Origin of the sequence: Corallococcus sp. AB049A (genome assembly GCF_003668885.1) — a bacterium.
GTDB lineage: Bacteria > Myxococcota > Myxococcia > Myxococcales > Myxococcaceae > Corallococcus > Corallococcus interemptor.
Window position 1 is genome coordinate 1 of the sequence record NZ_RAWL01000137.1, and the last position, 19,540, is coordinate 19,540.

Below are 19,540 nucleotides of genomic sequence, written 5' to 3' on the forward strand. Positions count from 1 at the left end.
GCATCGAGCTGGGTGAAATCGAGTCCTGCCTGCTGAAGCACCCTGCCGTGCATCAGGCCGTCGTGCTGGCTCGCGAGGACGTGCCCGGTGACAAGCGACTCGTCGCCTACGCCGTCCCCGAGGCGGGAGCGCCCCTGGACACCACCGAGCTGCGTGCATTCCTCAAGCAGCACCTGCCCGAGTACATGGTGCCCGCCGCATTCCTGGTGCTGGAAGCCCTGCCGCTCAACACCAACGGCAAGGTGGACCGCAAGGCGCTCCCCGCGCCCCAGGGCGGTGCAGCCGCCTCCACCTACGTCGCGCCGAGCACTCCCACTGAGGAACAGCTCGCGGCCCTCTTCACGCAGGTGCTGCGCGTGGAGCGCGTGGGCATCCACGACGACTTCTTCGCGTTGGGTGGCCATTCGCTGCTGGCCACTCAGCTCGTCTCGCGTGTGCGTTCCACCTTCCGTGTGGAGTTGCCGCTGCGGGCCCTCTTCGAAGCGCCCACCGTGGCCGCGCTCGCGGAGCGGATCCAGACGAGCACGCCCAGCCTCCAGCCGCCGCCGCGCACGCAGACCCACGCGGACGGCCCGCGCCCCCTGTCCTTCGCCCAGCAGCGGCTGTGGCTGTTGGATCAGCTCCAGCCCGGGGATGCGTCCTACAACATCCCCACCGCGCTCCAGCTTTCAGGACGCCTGGACGCGGAGGCCCTGCGCCGTGCCTTCGAAGCGCTCGTCCAGCGTCACGAAGCCCTGCGGACCACCTTTCAGTCACACCAGGACCAGCCCGTCCAGACCATCCATGCAGCCAGTGGATGGACGCTGCCGCTCGTGGACCTCTCCGGCCGGCCGGAGGCGCTGCGGGAGAAGGAAGCGAGACGGCTGGCTGACGAGGAGGCCCGCCGGCCGTTCGACCTCGCCAGGGGCCCGCTGCTGCGCAGCACGTTGGTGCGGCTGCGTGAAGACACCCACCTGCTGCTGGTGACGATGCACCACATCGTCTCCGACGGCTGGTCCATGGGTGTCCTTGTCCGAGAGCTCGCGGCCTTCTACGCGGCCTTCTCCACGGGCCAGTCGCCCTCGCTCCCGCCGCTGCCCGTGCAGTACGCGGACTTCTCGGCCTGGCAGCGCAAGTGGCTGCAGGGGGATGTCCTGGAGGCGCAGATCCAGTTCTGGAAGCAGCAGCTGTCCGGAGCCCCGGCCGCGCTGGAGCTGCCCACGGACCATCCGCGTCCCCCCGTGCAGTCGCACCGGGGCGGCACGGTGGATCTGCAGATTCCCAAGCACACCGCGGATGCGCTGAAGGCGCTGGCGCAGCGTGAAGGTGCCACGCCCTTCATGATGCTGCTGGCGGCCTTCCAGCTATTGCTGTCGCGCTACTCAGCACAGGACGACGTCAGCGTGGGCACGCCCATCGCGGGCCGTACGCAGGCGGAGACCGAAGGCCTCATCGGCTTCTTCATCAACACCCTGGTCCTGCGCGCCCGGCTGGACCCGCGTTTGACGTTCCGGGAGCTGCTGGCCCAGGTGCGAGGCACGACGCTCGCGGCCTATGACCACCAGCACCTGCCGTTCGAAAAGCTCGTCGAAGCGGTGCAGCCCGCGCGAGACCTGAGCCGCAGCCCGCTGTTCCAGGCCATGTTCATCCTGCAGAACACGCCCACCGAGGCGCTGCGTCTGCCCGGCCTGTCCTTCCAGTCCCTGCCGCTGGAGACCCACTTCGCGAAGTTCGATCTCTCCCTCGGCCTGCGTGAAAACCGGGACGGATTCGCCGGCACACTGGATTACGCGACGGACCTGTTCGACGCGGCGACGGTTCAGCGCATGGCCGGGCACTTCAGCGTGTTGGTGGAGGCCATCGCGAAGAAGCCGGATACGAGGCTGGGTGATCTGCCGTTGCTCACGGAGCCCGAGCATCGGCAACTGCTCGTCGAATGGAATCCTCCGGCCTCGCAGGTGGCGCAGGTCCCCAGCATCCCCGCGATGGTGGAGGCCCAGGTGCGCCGGACGCCGGATGCACTGGCCGTCATCACGCCGGAGAAGCAGCTGACGTATCGGGAGCTGGACGCGAAGGCGAACCAGCTCGCGCACCGTCTGCGTGGACTGGGCGTCGGGCCCGAGGTCCACGTGGGCCTGTGCGTCGAGCGCACCGAGGACCTTGTCATCGGAGCCCTCGGCATCCTCAAGGCCGGGGGCGCCTACGTGCCGCTGGACCCCAGCTATCCGCGTGAGCGTCTGGGCTGGCTGCTGGAGGACGCACAGGGCCCCGCCCTCGTCGCCCATTCGCACCTGCTCTCCGCGCTGCCCGAAACGTCTGCGACGCCCGTGTGCCTGGACTCGGATGTGGAATTGGCGAAGCAGCCGAAGATGGCGCCCGCGGTGGACATCCACCCGGGCCACCTCGCCTACCTCATCTACACCTCGGGCAGCACCGGCCGGCCCAAGGGCGTCGCCATCTCCCACGGCAACGCCGTCTCCTTCCTCCACTGGGCACTGGAGACGTTCACCGCCGAGGAACTGAAGGGCACGCTCGCCGCGACGAGCCTCAACTTCGACCTCTCTGTCTTCGAACTCTTCGCCCCGTTGAGCAGCGGTGGCGCGGTGGTCGTGGCGAAGAACGCCCTGCATCTGGCGGAGCTGTCCACCGCCTCCCATGTCACCCTCATCAACACGGTGCCCTCCGCCATGGCGCAGTTGCTGCGCCTGAATGCGGTGCCGGCCTCCGTACGTGTCATCAACCTCGCCGGTGAAGCCCTGCCGGAGACGTTGGCGAAGCAGGTCTACGCCGTCCCCACGGTGCAGAAGCTCTACAACCTCTACGGCCCGTCCGAGGACACCACCTACTCCACGGCGTCTCTCGTTGGCCGGGACGAGGTGCCCCTCATCGGCAGGCCGCTGCCCGCCACGCGCGCGTACGTACTGGATGCCTCACTCCAGCCCGTGCCCGTCGGCGTGGCCGGTGAGCTGTACCTCGCGGGTGAAGGCCAGGCTCGCGGCTACCTGCTTCGCCCAGAACTCACGGCGGAGCGCTTCGTACCGGAGCCCTTCGGTCCTCCAGGTGGCCGCATGTACCGCACCGGTGACCGCGTCCGTTACCGCACGGACGGCCGCCTGGAGTACCTGGGCCGCATCGACTTCCAGGTGAAGGTGCGTGGCTTCCGCATCGAGTTGGGCGAAATCGAAGCCGCACTCCGCCGCGCACCGGGCCTCAAGGACGTCGTTGTCGTCGCGAAGGGAGAAGCCGCCGACAAGCGCCTCGTCGCCTACGTCACGCCCAAGGCCGAAGCCTCGCTGGAGGTGGAAGCCCTCAAGACGCATCTGCGCCAGGGCTTGCCCGAGTACATGGTGCCCAGTGCCTTCGTGGTGCTGGACGCTCTGCCCCTCAACTCCAACGGCAAGGTGGACCGCAAGGCCCTGCCGGAGCCGGAGGCTCAGCAGTCGGGCACCAGCTACGAAGCACCTCGCACGGAAGCCGAAGCGAAGCTGGCCTCCATCTGGGCCGAAGTCCTCCATCTGCCCCAGGTGGGCGTGAAGGACTCCTTCTTCGAGCTAGGGGGCCACTCCCTGCTGGCCACGCAGGTCGTCTCTCGCGTGCGCGCCGAGTTCAACGTCGAACTGCCCCTCCGCGCGCTCTTCGAGTCCCCCACGGTGGAGGCGCTTGCCACGCGGCTGCACGGCAGCGCGAGCTCCCAGGCCCCGAAGCTCACTCGCGTCACGCATGACGGCCCGCGGCCCCTGTCCTTCGCCCAGCAGCGGCTGTGGCTGTTGGACCAACTCCAGCCCGGGGATGCGTCCTACAACATCCCCACCGCGCTCCAGCTCTCCGGGCACCTGGACACGGAGGCCCTGCGCCGTGCCTTCGAAGCACTCGTCCAGCGTCACGAAGCCCTGCGCACTACCTTCCATTCGCACCAGGACCAGCCCATCCAGACCATCCATGCAGCCAGTGGATGGATGCTGCCGCTCGTGGACCTCTCCACCCGGCCGGAGGCGCTGCGGGAGGAAGAAGCACGACGTCTGGCCAACGAGGAAGCGCGTCGGCCGTTCGACCTCGCCAGGGGCCCGCTGCTCCGCACCACGCTGGCGCGGTTGGCCGAGGACTCCCACCTGCTGCTGGTAACGATGCACCACATCGTCTCCGACGGTTGGTCCATGGGCGTCCTCGTCCGCGAAATGGTGGCCTTCTACGAGTCCTTCGCCACGGGCAGCACGCCGGCCTTCGCACCGCTGCCCGTGCAGTACGCGGACTTCGCGACGTGGCAGCGCGACTGGCTTCAGGGGGAAGCGCTGGAGGCGCAGATCCACTTCTGGAAGCGGCAGCTGTCCGGAGCGCCCGCGGCACTGGAGCTGCCCACGGACCGTCCGCGTCCGCCCGTGCAGTCGCACCGGGGCGCCACGGTGGACGTACGCATTCCCGCGGACGTCGCGCATGCGCTCAAGTCGCTGGCGCAGCGTGAAGGCGCCACGCCCTTCATGACGCTGCTGGCGGCCTTCCAGCTGCTGCTGTCGCGCTACTCCGCCCAGGATGACATCAGCGTGGGCACGCCCATCGCGGGCCGCACGCAGGCGGAGACCGAAGGACTCATCGGCTTCTTCGTCAACACGCTCGTGCTGCGCGCCCGGCTGAACCCTCGGGCCACGTTCCGGGAGCTGCTGACCCAGGTGCGCGGCACGACGTTCGCGGCTTTCGAACACCAGCACCTGCCCTTCGAGAAGCTCGTCGAAGCGGTGCAGCCCGCGCGAGACCTGAGCCGCAGCCCTCTGTTCCAGGCGATGTTCGTCCTGCAGAACACGCCCAACGAGGCGCTGCGTCTGCCCGGCCTGTCCTTCCAGGCCCTGCCGCTGGAAGCACACTTCGCCAAGTTCGACCTCTCGCTGGGTTTGCGTGAAGGCAAGGATGGCTTCGTCGGCACGCTGGAGTACGCGACGGATCTGTTCGACGCGGCGACGGTTCAGCGCATGGCCGGGCACTTCGGCGTGCTGCTGGAGGCCATCGCGAAGAAGCCGGACACGAGGCTCGGTGACCTGCCGTTGCTCACGGAGTCCGAGCGTCGGCAACTGCTCGTCGAATGGAATCCTCCGGCCTCGCAGGTGGCGCAGGTCCCCAGCATCCCCGCGATGGTGGAGGCCCAGGTGCGCCGCACGCCGGATGCACTGGCCGTCATCACGCCGGAGAAGCAGCTGACGTACCGGGAGCTGGATGCGAAGGCGAACCAGCTCGCGCATCGTCTGCGTGGCCTGGGTGTCGGGCCCGAAGTCCGCGTCGGCCTGTGCGTCGAGCGCACCGAGGACCTTGTCATCGGAGCCCTCGGCATCCTCAAGGCCGGCGGCGCCTACGTGCCACTCGACCCGAGCTACCCGCGTGAGCGTCTGGGCTGGCTGCTGGAGGACGCGCAGGGCCCTGCTCTGGTCGCCCATTCGCACCTGCTCTCCGCGCTGCCCGAAACGTCCGCAACGCCCGTGTGCCTCGACTCGGACGAGGAACTGGCTACGCAGCCGGTGACGACGCCCGCTGTCGACATCCACCCGGGACACCTCGCCTACCTCATCTACACGTCCGGCAGCACCGGCCGTCCCAAGGGCGTCGCCATCTCCCACGGCAACGCCGTGTCGTTCCTCCACTGGGCGCTGGAGACGTTCACCGCCGAGGAACTGAAGGGCACGCTCGCCGCGACGAGCCTCAACTTCGACCTCTCCGTCTTCGAACTCTTCGCGCCTCTCTCCAGTGGCGGCGCGGTGGTCGTGGCGAAGAACGCCCTGCATCTGGCGGAGCTGCCGACGGCTTCTCACGTCACCCTCGTCAACACGGTGCCCTCCGCCATGGCGCAGCTGCTGCGCCTGAACGCGGTGCCCCTCTCCGTGCGTGTCATCAACCTTGCCGGTGAGGCCCTGCCGGAGACGTTGGCGAAGCAGGTCTACGCCGTCCCCACGGTGCAGAAGCTCTACAACCTCTACGGCCCGTCGGAGGACACCACCTACTCCACGGCGTCTCTCGTTGGCCGCGATGAGGTACCCCTCATTGGCCGTCCCCTGCCCGCCACGCGCGCGTATGTGCTGGACGCCTCGTTGCAGCCGGTACCCGTCGGCGTCGCGGGCGAGCTGTACCTCGCCGGTGAAGGCCAGGCTCGTGGCTACCTGCTTCGCCCGGAACTCACGGCGGAGCGCTTCGTGCCGGAGCCCTTCGGTCCTCCAGGTGGCCGCATGTACCGCACGGGTGACCGCGTCCGTTACCGCACGGACGGACAGTTGGAGTACCTGGGCCGCATCGACTTCCAGGTGAAGGTGCGTGGTTTCCGCATCGAGTTGGGCGAAATCGAAGCCGCGCTCCGCCGCGCTCCGGGCCTCAAGGACGTCGTTGTCGTCGCGAAGGGTGAAGCCGCCGACAAGCGCCTCGTCGCCTACGTCACGCCCAAGGCAGATGCGTCCCTGGAGGTGGAAGCCCTCAAGACGCATCTGCGGCAGGGCCTGCCCGAGTACATGGTGCCCAGTGCATTCGTGGTGCTGGATGCCCTGCCCCTCAACGCCAACGGCAAGGTGGACCGCAAGGCCCTGCCCGAGCCGGAGGCGCAGCAGTCGGGCACCAGCTACGAAGCGCCTCGCACGGAAGCCGAAGCGAAGCTGGCCTCCATCTGGGCGGAGGTGCTGCGTCTGCCCCAGGTGGGCGTGAAGGACTCCTTCTTCGAACTGGGTGGCCACTCCCTGCTGGCCACGCAGGTCGTCTCCCGCGTGCGCGCCGAGTTCAGCGTCGAACTGCCCCTCCGCGCGCTCTTCGAGTCCCCCACGGTGGAAGCCCTCGCGACGCGTCTGGCAGGGCTCACCCGCACGAGCACGTCGCCGCTCACCCGCGTCTCGCATGACGGCCCGCTGCCGCTGTCCTTCGCGCAGCAGCGGCTGTGGCTGATTGATCAGCTCGAACCGGGCAGTCCCCTCTACAACGTGCCCGTCGCCGTCCGGATGGAGGGCCACCTGCGCTCGGACGTGCTGGAGCGTGCCCTGCAGGAGGTCGTGCGCCGACACGACGCCCTGCGCACCACCTTCACCCAGGTGGAGGGAGAGCCGGTCCAGCGCATCCACGCGGACAATCCGCTGTCACTGGGGCTCGTGGACCTCACGGATGTGCCCGAGGCGCAGCGCGAGTCCGAGGCTCGGCTCCAGGTCGAGCAGGAGATGCGCCGGCCCTTCGACCTGCGCACCGGTCCGCTCATCCGCACGCTGCTCTTCAAACTGGCCGAGCACGAACACGTGCTCGTCGTCACCCTGCACCACATCGTCTCCGACGGCTGGTCTCTGGGCGTGCTGGTGCGGGAAGTCACCGCCCTGTACGCGGCCTTCTCCGCGGGACAGCCGTCTCCGCTGCCGGCCCTCCCCGTGCAGTACGCGGACCATGCGGACTGGCAGCGCCGCACGCTCGCGGGCGAGGCCCTGCGGCAGGAAGTGGCTTACTGGGAGCGGAAGCTCTCCGGCGCTCCCGCCGTGCTGGAGCTGCCCACGGACCGGCCGCGTCCGGCCATCCGGAGCACCGCGGGCGCGACCTTTGGCTTCACCCTGCCGAAGGAGCTGACGGAATCCCTCCGGAGCCTGGGACACCGTGAAGGCGGTTCGCTCTTCATGGTGCTGCTCGCGGCCTGGCAGGGCCTGCTGTCTCGCTACACGGGGCAGCAGGACATCAGCGTGGGCTCGCCCATCGCAGGCCGCACGCGCGCGGAGACCGAAGGCCTCATCGGCTTCTTCGTCAACACGCTCGTCCTGCGCGCGAAGGTGGATGCGGTTCAGTCCTTCCGTTCGCTGCTCCAGCAGGTGCGCGCCACGGTCCTGGATGCGTATGAGCACCAGGAGGTCCCGTTCGAGAAGCTGGTGGAGGCCCTGCAGCCCACGCGAAGCCTCAGCCACACGCCGCTCTTCCAGACGCTGCTCGCGCTCCAGAACGTGCCCGCGGAGGACGTGCGACTGCCTGAGCTCCGGCTGCGAGGCCTGGAGGCCCCCCAGGCGACGTCGAAGTTCGACGTGAGCATCTTCTTCACGGAGACGTCCGAAGGACTGCGCGGCACGCTGGAGTACAGCACCGCCCTCTTCGAGCGGAGCACCGTGGAACGGATGGCGGGCCACCTGCGCACGCTGCTGGAGGCCGTGGCCGCGAAGCCCGAGCAGTCCATGGGCCACTTGCCGCTCCTCTCCAGCGATGAGCGCCAGCGCATCCTCGTGGAGTGGAATGACACGGCCGCCGTCAGCCCGACGGACATCCCCGTCCACGTGCACTTCGCCCGTCAGGCGCAGCGCACGCCCGACGCAGTCGCCCTGGTACTGGGCGACGCGACGCTGACGTATGCGCAGCTGGACGCACGCGCGAACCAACTGGCCCATCACCTGCGCGCTCTGGGCATCGTCCCGGGTGCACGCGTGGGCCTCGCCGTCGAGCGCTCCTTCGAGTTGGTGACGGCGCTGCTCGCCATCCTCAAGGTGGGCGCGGCATTCGTTCCCGTGGACCGCAATGCCCCTGTGGAGCGCATCGCAGCGCTCCTGGAGGACGCGGACGTCAGCGTGACGCTCGCGCACCAGCCCTTCGCGTCACTCCTGCCTGCCTCAGGCACGCGCGTCTGGTTGGATGCGCAGCATGACGTCATCGCCGCGCTGCCCACCTACGCCCCGGACATCCACGTGGACGGTGAAGCACTGGCCTACGTCATGTTCACCTCGGGCTCCACGGGCCGCCCCAAGGGCGTCTGCGTACCCCACCGGGGCATCACCCGGCTGGTGCTTGGCAGCACCTTCATGCGCTTCGGGCCTGACGAAGTCTGGCTCCAGGCGGCCCCTGTTGCCTTCGACGCGTCCACGCTCGAAATCTGGGGAGCGCTGCTGCACGGCGCGAAGCTCGTCCTCGCGCCTCCCCATTCGCTCTCCCTGGAGGAGCTGGCCGCCCAGCTGCGTCACCACCGCGTGACGTCGCTCTGGCTCACCGCCGCGCTCTTCGAGCAGATGTCCCTGCACCAGGGCGAAGCGCTCGCGGGCGTGCGCCAGGTCCTCGCCGGTGGCGACGTGCTGCCTGCGGCCCGCGTCCGTGAGCACCTTGCTCGCCTGCCGGAAGGCGCCACGTTCCTCAACGGCTACGGCCCCACGGAGAACACGACGTTCTCCACGACGTACACCCTGCACCGCGACACGGTGGCGGAAGGCGCGATTCCCATCGGCCAGCCGCTCACCAACTCCACCGTCTACGTGCTCGACGCGCACCTGCACCCGGTGCCCGTGGGCGTCGCGGGTGAGGTGTACGTCGGCGGCCAGGGCCTCGCCTGGGGCTACCTCAACCGTCCTGACCTGACCGCGGAGCGCTTCGTCCCGCACCCCTTCGCCGCCACTCCGGGCGAACGGCTCTACCGCACGGGCGACAAGGCACGCTGGAAGATGGACGGCACGCTCGACTTCCTGGGCCGCGTCGACTTCCAGGTGAAGGTGCGCGGCTTCCGCATCGAACTGGGTGAAATCGAGGCCACGCTGCGCGCTGTCTCCGGTGTCAACGAAGCCGTCGTCGTGGCCCGGGGCTCGGACTCCGACAAGCGCCTCATCGGCTACGTCACGGCTCGCGAGGGCCACTCGCTGGACGTGGACGCCCTCAAGGCGAGCCTCAAGCAGCGGCTACCCGAGTACATGGTGCCCGCCTCGCTCATGGTGCTGGACGCGCTGCCGCTCAACGCCAACGGCAAGGTGGACCGCAAGGCCCTGCCCGAACCCGATGCCCATGCCATCGAAGCCCGGGACTTCGTCGCGCCACGCGATGCGCTCGAGATGCAGCTCGCGCGCATCTGGGCGGACGTCCTTGGCGTGCCCTCCGTCGGCGTTCGCTCCAGCTTCTTCGAGTTGGGCGGCCACTCCCTCCTCGCCGTGCGCATGGTCGCCGTCGTGCGCGAGCGGATGGGCCAGACGATTCCCCTCTCCGTCCTCTTCCAGCAGCCCACCGTCGAGCAGCTCGCCCAGGTGCTCCGCGATGACTCGCAGGCCTGGACGCCCCTCGTTCCCCTGGAGCGCGGCGAGCCCAACCAGCGGCCCCTCTTCCTCGTCCACCCGGGTGGCGGCAACGTCCTTGCCTACTCGGAGCTGGCGCGCAGGCTGGGGCCGTCACTGCCTGTCTATGGCCTCCAGTCTCGCGGCCTCGACGGGCGCCCAGTCGCGGAGTCCGTCGAAGAAATGGCGGACCTCTACATCGAAGCCATCCGCACGGTGCAGCCGCACGGCCCCTACCAGCTCGGAGGCTGGTCACTCGGAGGCGTCATCGCCTACGAGATGGCCCGCCGCCTGCGCGCGGCCGGTGAAGCCGTGGACTTGCTCGCCCTCATCGACGCCCACGTGTACGGCCTGACGAAGCCCTCAAAGGCAGACACGCACCTCGACGCCGAGGCGCGCGCACGGCTCGCTTTCGCCCATGCCACCGCCACCGCCTTCGGCCAGCCTCTCTCCGTCCCGGACGAAGCCCTGGCACAGGGCGACGACGTGATGCTGGGCCACCTGCTCCAGGAAGGACTCCGGGCGCGCATCCTGGATGCGCACTCCGGCCCGGCCCAGCTGCGTGCCCTCTTCAACGTCTTCCGGGCCAACCTCTTCGCCCACGAGAAGTACGTGCCCCAGCCGTACGACGGCACCGCCCTGCTGCTGAGCGCCAGCGCGGTCACCTCGGAGATTCCGCGTCACCGAGGCTGGGAGCCCCTGGTGCGCGGCGGCCTGGAGGTGCACGTCGTCCCCGGCGGCCACCACGAACTGATGCAGGACCCGCACCTGGGGCCTGTCGTCGAACACCTGCGCTCCGCCCTGGCGGCCCTCACGCGGAACGACGCCACCGGCAGTTGAAGACATCCCCCACTCCGTGTCTGTTTTGCAGGCACGGAGTGGAAACGGGTTACGGTGCGCGCATGTCGCGCGAAGAGAACAATCGCTATCTCCGGGAAGCCACCCACAGTCAGCCAAGCAAGCTGCCCGTCCTGGGGTGGCTGGTTCCCCGTCCGCTCCTGAAGATCCTGTTCTGGGCCGTCCTGCTGGGGCTCTGGGCCAGCTTCTATGTCTTCTTCACCACCCCCTCCCCCACGTCCGAGGGCGGGAACGAGTCCATCTCCACGCCCGCGCCCCGGTCGGTCATGGAACACAAGCTGTTCCCCTACCTCCTCGTCATCGTCCCGGCCATAGCCGGGAGCCTGGCCTTGCGGCAGTTCCGGATTCGCAAGGTGCGCAGGAAGGAAGCCAATGCGCTCCAGCAGCCCGGCCCGGAGGCCCACCTCCGGCTCACGGACGAGCTCCTTCCCCCGACCAGCCCATTCCCGGACGCGAACCTGCTGCGGGCGCAGAGGCGGGCCCTGGCGAGGATCCTCTACGGCCAGGATGCCCAGGCCCGCTACGAACTGAACGCGGTGGACTGGCGGGGCAAGGCGCCCCTGCTCCAGGCCATGGAGCGGGGCAGTGACGCGCTCCGCCACCTGCTCTGCAAGGACGACCCTGAACAGGCACGGATGCTCGCCCGCGAGGCCCTTTCCCTGGCGGACATCAACCCCGCCATTCCCGGCGCCAGGCAGGGCCGCGTGTTCTATGAGGCCCTGGTCCAGGCCTCGGAGCTCGTCACCGGCCCGTCAACGCCGGAGGACCTGCGGACGCTGGAGCACCACCAGGCGCAGTCCTCGCTCCTCGTGGTCCGGCTGATCAGCGCCTGGGCGCTTCGGGCCGCGGCCACCCAGCGCAACGACCCGGAAGGCGCGGAGCGCATGCGGCAGTTCCTCCAGACGCACGCGCCCCACTGCGCCGCGCTCCACCGGCTGCCCGCGAGGGCGATGGCGAAAGCCTAGAGCTTCAGCCGCTTGAACACCGGCTCCGGGATGCTCCGGATGATGAGCATGATGAGCGCCCAGAAGCCGGGGACGTAGACCTCGTTCTTGCGTCCGTCCGCGGCCTTCAGGAGGCCGCGCGCCACCTGCTCCGGCGACGCGAAGAGCTTGTTCTTCGGCACGTGGGCCGTCATCGGCGTGTCCACGAAGCCGGGCTTCACCGTCACCACCGCCACGCCGGACTTCGCCAGCCGGTTGCGCAGGCCCTGGAGGAACACGGTCAGCGCGCCCTTGGACGCGCCGTAGACGTAGTTGCTCTGCCGGCCCCGGTCTCCCGCCACCGAGGAAATCACCACCAGCGAGCCGGCCTTCTGCGCCTCGAAGCGGTTGGCCAGCTCCGTCAGGAGCGACGCGGCGGAGAGGAAGTTCGTGCGCAGCACCAGCTCCGCCGCCGCCCACGAGCGCTGGCTCTCCGCCTGGTCTCCCAGCACGCCATGCGCCAGCACCGCGCCGTCCAGTCCGCCCAGGGCCTGCCACGCCCGCTCCACCAGGCTCGCGTGCGCTTCGCAGTCGTTCAAATCCAGCGCCCGGAACTCCACCTTCGGCGCGCCGCGCGTGGCCGCGTCCCGGGCCACCGCCTCCAGGTTCGCGGCGTTGCGGCCCACCAGGTACAGCGAAGCCCCGCGCGCGGCGAGCAGCCGCACCGTGGCCTGGGCAATGGCGCTCGTGGCGCCGAGGACAATGACTTTCTTCATGGGAGCAGAGGCTGGGACACGGGCGCCGGATTCACCCGGCGCCAGAAGGAGGAGGAGAACGCGGGATCGATGTACGCGGAGAACCGCTCACGCTGGGGGAAATACGCCGCGAAGCTCTCCGGGCTCATGCGCGCGTCCTTGGCCGGGTACACCGCCCCGCCCGCCTCGCGCGTCACGCGGTCCAGCGACTCCACCAGCCGCCACGTCTTCTCCCCCTGGTTGGCGAAGTCCAGGGCCAGCGTGTAGCCCGGGCGCGGGAAGGACAGCCACCCGGGTGACTTCAAATCCCCGAACGTCTTGAGCACGGACAGGAAGCTGGGCAGGCCGCCCCGGGCGCTGCGCTCCAGAAGCTCCTTCAGCGCGTCGCGAGCGGTGGCGTGCGGCACCACGCACTGGAACTGGAGGAAGCCCCGCCGGCCATAGATGCGGTTCCAGCCGTACACGCTGTCGAGCGGGTAGAAGAACGGGTCGTAGTGCACCAGCCGGGGAGACGGCCTGGTCCGCTCGCGGTGGTAGTACAGGAAGTTGAAGGCGGACACCGACAGCCGGTTGAGGCAGAAGCCCGGCAGGTCGATGGGCACCGCGAGCCCGCTGCCATGCGACAGGTGGCTCTTCGCCAGGGGCAGCCGGTCGAACTGCGTGGGCGCGAAGTTGCCCCGGTAGAACAGGCCGCGCCCCAGCTTGCGTCCTCGCGCCAGGCAATCCACCCACGACATGGTGAAGTCATGGTCCGACTCGGACTCCGCGGACACGCGCATGAAGCCGTCCAGGTTCTCGAACGGGACGGTCTCCTGCACCACGAAGGGGTTGCGGATGGGCGTCAGCTGCACCTCCGCCCAGGTGACGAGCCCCGTGAGCCCCAGGCCGCCAATCGTCGCGCCAAACCAGTCGGGGTTCTCCTCCGGCGAGCACATCCGGCGGCTGCCGTCCGAGCGCACCAGTTCGAACCGCCGCACGTGCCGCCCGAAAGTCCCGGCCCGGTGGTGGTTCTTGCCGTGCACGTCGTTGGCGATGGCGCCGCCCACCGTGACGAACTTCGTCCCCGGCGTCACCGGCAGGAACCAGCCGCGCGGCACGGCCAGGCGCAGGAGCGTGTCCAACGACACGCCCGCCTCGCAGCGCACCACGCCCGTCGTGGGGTCGAAGTCGATGAGCCGGTCCAGCCCCGCCGTGAGCAGCACCGTGCCCCCGCCGTTGAGGCAGGAGTCGCCGTAGCTGCGGCCCAGGCCATGCGGCAGGACGGAGCCCTCCACCCGGGGCACTTCATCCGAGCGCCACACGAGCGCGCGCGTCTGCTGCTCCACGCGGGGGAAGCGGCCCCACGAATCCGACGTGCTCATCTCCAGGTCCCCGTCACGTCGCCACCCACAGCACCAGCGCGGCGACCGCGCCCACGAAGTAGCTGACGCGGTCCTTCAGCGCGAAGACGAGCGGGTCCTCGTTCACGAGTCCCCGGTGCGCCAGCACCCAGATGCGGCCCACCCAGTACAGCATCACCGGGCACAGGAGCCACAGCCGCTCCGGATGGGCATACAGCGCCGTCACTTCCTTGCTGGTGATGTAGAGGGCCAGCACCAGCACGGACACCTGCCCCGCGGCCGCGCCCAGGCTCGCGAGCTGTTCGTAATCCTGCGCCAGGTAGCCCCGCCCGTGGGCGGAGGTCTCATTGGACTGGCGCAGCCGCCGCACCTCGCTCAACCGCTTGAGCAGGGCCAGCGACAGGAAGAGGAACATGCTGAACATCATCAGCCAGCTGGACGTGGGCACGCCCACCGCCAGCGCGCCGCCGAAGATGCGCACCGTGTAGAGGCCCGCCAGCACCAGCACGTCCAGCATCACCACCTGCTTGAGCCGCAGCGAGTACGCCAGCGTGAGCACGAAGTACGCGGCCAGCAGCGCGGAGAAGGACAGGGGCAGCGTCGCCAGCGCCAGCGCCGCCGCGCCCACCAGCAGCACCGGCGCCAGCACGACGCCCGCGCTCACCGGCAGCGCGCCGGACGCGAAGGGCCGCCGTGACTTGGACGGATGCCGCCGGTCCGACGCCAGGTCCAGCAGGTCGTTGATGACGTACACCGCCGACGCGCAGAGGCTGAAGGCCGTGAACGCCAGCACCGCGCGCGGCGCCATGCCGCCCTGGGTGGCCTTGTGCGCCGCCAGCACGGGCACGAAGACGAGCGCGTTCTTCGCCCACTGGTGCACCCGCAGCGCCTTCACCCAGGGACGCACGCCTCCGGGGGGCGTCTGGAAGACGCGGTGCACGGGGCGGCCCAGCCCCTGCGCCTGGCGCAGCACCCCCGCGGGCGCATGCACCACGATGACGTGCCGGCACTCGCGCCACAGGGGCAGGTCCACCGCGTCGTTGCCCGCGTAGTCGAAGGTGCCCAGCACCTCGCGCAGCCGCTGGAGCTTGTGCGCGCCGGACAGGTTCACGCCGGCTTCACTGGCGACCACCGTATCGAAGAGGCCCAGGTGGGCAGCCACCGCGTCCGCGATGCTCCGGTCCGCGGCCGTGGCCAGGACGAGCCGCCGCCCCCGGGCGTGTTCCTCGCGCAGGAAGTCCACCAGCTCCGCGTTGTACGGCAGCGAGGTGACGTCCAGCTTCGCGCGGCGGGCCACCTCCGCCTTGAAGAAGGCCTTGCCCTTGAGCACCCACAGCGGCACCAGCAGCAGCAGCCACGGCGCGTGCTTGAGGAGCACGAGCAGGTTCTCGTGCAGCGTGTCCGTGCGCACCAGCGTCCCGTCCAGGTCGACCGCGAGCGGGACGTCGGGGGTACTCTCGGAGATGGGGGCTTGAGGCTGCATGAAGGGGGCCCGCAGGGTAGCCCAAGGGCCCGGGGCGTCCACCGTTCTCAAGCCCCGCGACGGTCGAAGCCTCCTCCAGGCGACGGGACTCCTGGCCGCCGTCCGGACGGGAGGGCGCCGCCGGGTCCCAGCCTCAGAGTGACTTCAGGAACGCGACGAGCGCCGCCCGGTCCTCCCGGGGCAGCCGCACATAGCGAGCCTGCGCGGGGGCCGCCTCCCCGCCGTGCCAGAGGACGGCCTCTTCCAGGGAGCGGGCCCGGCCGTCATGCAGGAAGCGGGTGTGCCGGTTGACGGCCTCCACCAGGCCAATGCCCCACAGGGGCGGCGTGCGCCACTCGCTGCCCGAGGCCAGGCCATCCGGACGCCCGTCCGCCAGGCCCTCGCCCAGGTCGTGCAGCAGCAGGTCCGTGAAGGGGTAGATGACCTGGCGGGACACCTCGTCGAAGCCCTCCACCGTCCCCGTCTCCTGGGGCGTGTCCACGTGGCACGCCGCGCAGCCGATGGCGCGGAAGACGGCATGGCCCCGCTGGACCTCCGGCGCCTCCCAGTCGCGCCGCTTCGGCACGGCGACCAGGCGCATGTAGATCATCAGCAGGTCCAGGTCGTCCTGGGACACCTCCGGTTCGCCCGGCGCGTCCCGGCCCTGCTCCTGGGGGTAGAGCGTCGTGGTGACGCCCATGTCCGCGACCAGCGCGTGCGCCACCTGCTGGCGCAGCGTGGGCTGGTTGGCCTTCCACCCGAAGCGGCCCAGGCGCGTCTCGCCCGTCTCCACGTCCAGCACCTGGTTGGCCCGGCCGGAGATGCCGTCCCCATCGCGGTCCTCGGGGTCGGCGCGCGCCAGGATGTCGGCCTCCGGCAGTGCCTCCAGCAGGCCCAGGCCGAAGTTCACCGGCGACACGCGCGCGGAGAACGTCGCGCCTTCGCCCAACGGGCCGTGCACCAGCCCCTGGAACTGGTAGCGCGGGCGCACGAGCGAGTACGGCTCGCCGGTGGCGAAGGTGCCGCGCGTCTCCTCGAAGTCGACGCGGGCCTGTCCTTCGGGGACGTGGCCCGCCACGGCGTGCATGTCCAGCTGCATGCCGTACAGCGGGTGGGGACCGGTGCCGCCGGGCGCGCTCAGCTGGAACGCCAGCGAGACGGGCGCCTCCGTGGGGCTTACGGGCGGCTGGCCCCGGCCGTCCTTCACGTGGCAGGTCATGCAGCCGGTGGCGCTGAAGAAGGGCCCGGCGGTGGCCGGACGCACGCGCGACTCGCTCCAGTCGCGGTCGAAGACGCCCTTGCCCGCGTAGAAGTCCGGCCAGCGCGAGCGCGGCATGTTCATGGGCGCGCGCCCGAAGGCGTTGCGGCCGGTGTCCGCCACGGTGGTCGCGCCACCGGCCTGCTCCACGTGGGGCAGGACGACCGGGGGCAGCGCGCCCAGCACCAGCGGTTCGGGGCGGCGCACGACGGTGGCCCACGCGGCGCCGATGAGCAGCGCTCCGGCGGAGATGCCTGCGAGGGACCAGGGCACGCGCATCGTCACGACTCCTCGTCGGAAGAGACAAAGACAGACAGCCCACCGGGCGGGAAGCAGGCGCCCTCCGCCCGGTGGAGGTGAAGGCTACTTCTCCTGGCCGAAGGACTCGCCCGTGACGAGGAAGTCCGTGGCGCTGGCGTTCACGTCGATGCCGGAGAAGTGGCGGTACGGATAGGCGCCGTCGCCAATCTCCTCGATGAACTCCGCCGTGTCGCCGACGACTTCCTTCCCGTCCGCGAGCCTCACGCGGAAGGTCGCGTCAGCCGCGCGCAGGCGCCAGCCGCAGGCACCGTCCAGGCTCGTGCTCCCGCCCCGCGGCGCGCGGACGGAGAAGAAGTCCCAGTGCCAGTAGTACCAGTCGAGGAAGTCCCACCAGCTGTAGAAGATGATGATCCGGGCCTGCGGCTCGGAGGTCGTCCCGACGAGCTCGCCATTGTTGTAGATGTTCATCCGGTACGCGCCGGAGGACGAACCGGTGAAGCCCGGCGTCACGGACACCTGGCGATCCTTCCCGGGGGTGATGCGCAGGGTGCTGACCACCTGGTCGCCGTCCCGCGCGGCCAGGGCGAGGCCGCCCGTGATGCTGCCCACGCGCACCTGCGCGTCCTGCGACCAGGTGATGGCGTCGTTGAACGTGCTGGAGACGCCGTCCGTCTTGAGGTCCTTCAGCCCGGAGACCGCCACGCCCTTCTCGGAGGCGCTGAGGGACGCGTTGCCTTTGGCGCAGGTGGTGATGCCTTCGAACCGCTGCACGCAATCCCCCTTGGCGGAGAGCGTCGCGGACTGTGAACCTTCGGGGGACTGCGCCGGCTCGCCCTGGCAACCAGCCACCAGACTCAGGAACGCGGCCGCCAGGAGGCGACTCGTCATCTTCAGGTGCATGTGTGGGACCTCGACTGTGGGGGGGGGCACTGTCTGCCCACCCCTGCGAGATGCACCTGTCACGCCACATCCCAAGCAATTGGGACTTTCCTCGAACGCCCCTCTCCGGCTGACACCGTTGTCCTGGGGCCTGTAGCGCCGCCGGTTACAGGAGTGCCGGAGCGTGTGTCCCGCCATGTCACAGCGACGCGCCCGGTGGCTTGCGCCCAGGGCGGCACGGGGCTAGGGAATCGCCCCTCGTATGTCGGCGCTCGCGGAACTGCTCGAAGCCATCCGGGAGGAGTCAGGCCCGGCCACGTGGTCCGCCGGACAGGCCCTGTCTCGCGCGGGGGTCGTGTCGGTGCAGTCGTCGGACGAGGAGGAGGTCGTCCTGCGAGTGCGGGTCCCCGGCCGCCCCACCCCGCTCACCACGACCCTCTACCCCGAGGATGAAATCTGGGAGTGCGACTGCCGGGGGAAGGTGGACCCCTGCGAGCACGTCATCGCCGCGGCCATCGTCCTGCGGCAGGCGGAAGGCCGGAAGGCCGTGTCCGCGGCGGCCCCTGCGCGTCCGGGCGCTTCCGCCACGGCCTCGCGCCCCGGCACCTCGCCGAAGCCGGAGCGGCTGGTGTACCGCTTCAAGCGCGTGGACGGAGGCCTCCAACTGGAGCGACTGGTGGTCCGTCCGGACAACACCGCGCGGCTGTTGGCCCGGAGCCTCGCGTCCCTGCTCCAGAACCCCGTGGAGGCCGCGCGCATCCAGGTGGAGTCTTGCGACCTGCTCGCGGACAAGCTGCTCGCGCAGGCCACGAGGGGCGCCCTTCCGCAGAGCAAGCTGGACGCGCTGCTGCACGTGCTGGAGAAGGCGCGCACCGTCCTCTTCGACGGCGCGCTCGTCTCCGTCTCCAACGAACCGCTCCTGCCGCGCGTCACCGTCGAGGACCGGGGCGAGCAGACCGTGCTCAAGGTGGAGAAGGATCCGCGCATCAACGAGCTGGTGAGCCCCGGCGTGGCGCTGTGCGCGGGCGCGCTCTGCCGGCTGGGCGAGCAGCCCCTCACCGGTGCCCGGCTGGAGAACCTGCCCCAGGAGCGCGTCTTCGCACCGGAGCAGTTGGCGGACCTGACGAGCAAGGTGCTGCCGGACTTCGCCAGGCGCATGCCGGTGGACGTGAAGAGCCGGCGGCTGCCGCCCATCGACCGGACGCTCAAGCCGCGCATCTCGCTGGAGCTCGACAAGCTCGACACGGGGCTCTCGGTGCTGCCCACGCTGGTGTACGGCTCGCCGCCCACCGCGCGCATCGACAACGGGAAGCTCGTGTACCTCCAGGGCGCCGCGCCCGTGCGTGACGAGCCCACGGAGACGAAGCTCATCCACCAGCTGAGGGACGAGCTGAACATGGCGCCCGGCCGGCGCGTGACGGTCCACGGCAAGGAGGCCGTGCAGCTCGCGGACAAGCTGCGCAAGTGGCGCGGCGGCCTCACGGGCAACGCGGCGGGCGTGGTCAGCCCGGACGTGAAGTTGAGGCCCATGCTCACGCTGGACACCGGCACCACGGAAGCGGGCGTGCCGCGAGTGGGCTTCTCGCTCGACTTCCAGGTGGAGGGCCTGGGCCCCGGAGAGAAGCGCACGGTGGACGCGGGCGCGGTGATGCGGGCCTGGGAGGAGGGCCTGGGCCTGGTGCCGCTGGAGGGCGGAGGCTGGGCGCCCCTGCCCACGGGTTGGCTGAAGGCCAACGGCCAGCGCGTGACGGACCTGCTGGCCGCGCGCGAGCGGGACGGTCGCCTCGCGAACCACGCCATCCCCCAGCTCACCGGCCTGTGCGAGGC

General features: G+C 70.1%; 8 protein-coding genes. 3 read left to right on the forward strand and 5 right to left on the reverse strand.

Annotated features, from left to right (window positions below):
* Window positions 1-10,817, forward strand: a 10,817-nt coding sequence (locus tag D7X55_RS16845) for a non-ribosomal peptide synthetase (RefSeq protein WP_147470128.1), incomplete at its 5' end; no start/stop codon positions are given.
* A 62-nt stretch (window positions 10,818-10,879) separates the two neighbouring features.
* Complete coding sequence (locus D7X55_RS16850; protein WP_120552083.1) at window positions 10,880-11,800, forward strand: hypothetical protein; 921 nt, start codon at window positions 10,880-10,882, stop codon at window positions 11,798-11,800.
* On the opposite strand, the gene D7X55_RS16855 is transcribed toward D7X55_RS16850, so the two are convergent.
* The 5 genes from D7X55_RS16855 to D7X55_RS16875 all read right to left on the reverse strand — a co-directional run bounded on the left by D7X55_RS16855 (window position 11,797) and on the right by D7X55_RS16875 (window position 17,722).
* On the reverse strand, window positions 11,797-12,534 hold the full coding sequence (locus D7X55_RS16855; RefSeq protein ID WP_120552084.1) for an SDR family oxidoreductase: 738 nt from the start codon (window positions 12,532-12,534) through the stop codon (window positions 11,797-11,799). The two genes, D7X55_RS16850 and D7X55_RS16855, sit on opposite strands and share 4 nt — an antisense overlap.
* Window positions 12,531-13,874 carry an FAD-binding oxidoreductase gene (locus D7X55_RS16860; RefSeq protein WP_121723585.1) on the reverse strand — a complete coding sequence of 448 codons (1,344 nt, stop codon included), beginning with the start codon at window positions 13,872-13,874 and terminating at the stop codon, window positions 12,531-12,533. Before D7X55_RS16860 ends, D7X55_RS16855 begins: the two co-directional genes overlap by 4 nt.
* A 13-nt stretch (window positions 13,875-13,887) precedes the next feature.
* A complete protein-coding gene (locus D7X55_RS16865; RefSeq protein ID WP_121723586.1) occupies window positions 13,888-15,336 on the reverse strand; it encodes a UbiA family prenyltransferase in 1,449 nt (482 codons plus the stop codon).
* A gap of 133 nt (window positions 15,337-15,469) precedes the next feature.
* Complete coding sequence (locus D7X55_RS16870; protein ID WP_121723587.1) at window positions 15,470-16,852, reverse strand: di-heme oxidoredictase family protein; 1,383 nt, start codon at window positions 16,850-16,852, stop codon at window positions 15,470-15,472.
* Window positions 16,853-16,936: 84 nt separating this feature from the next.
* The gene (locus D7X55_RS16875; RefSeq protein ID WP_233609884.1) at window positions 16,937-17,722 is read right to left on the reverse strand and encodes a hypothetical protein; all 786 of its coding nucleotides are present in this window, start codon (window positions 17,720-17,722) and stop codon (window positions 16,937-16,939) included.
* 253 nt (window positions 17,723-17,975) lie between these two features.
* On the opposite strand from D7X55_RS16875, the gene D7X55_RS16880 reads away from it, so the two are divergent.
* Window positions 17,976-19,540 (forward strand): SWIM zinc finger family protein (locus D7X55_RS16880; RefSeq protein WP_368666505.1); only part of this gene is annotated, 1,565 nt, incomplete at its 3' end.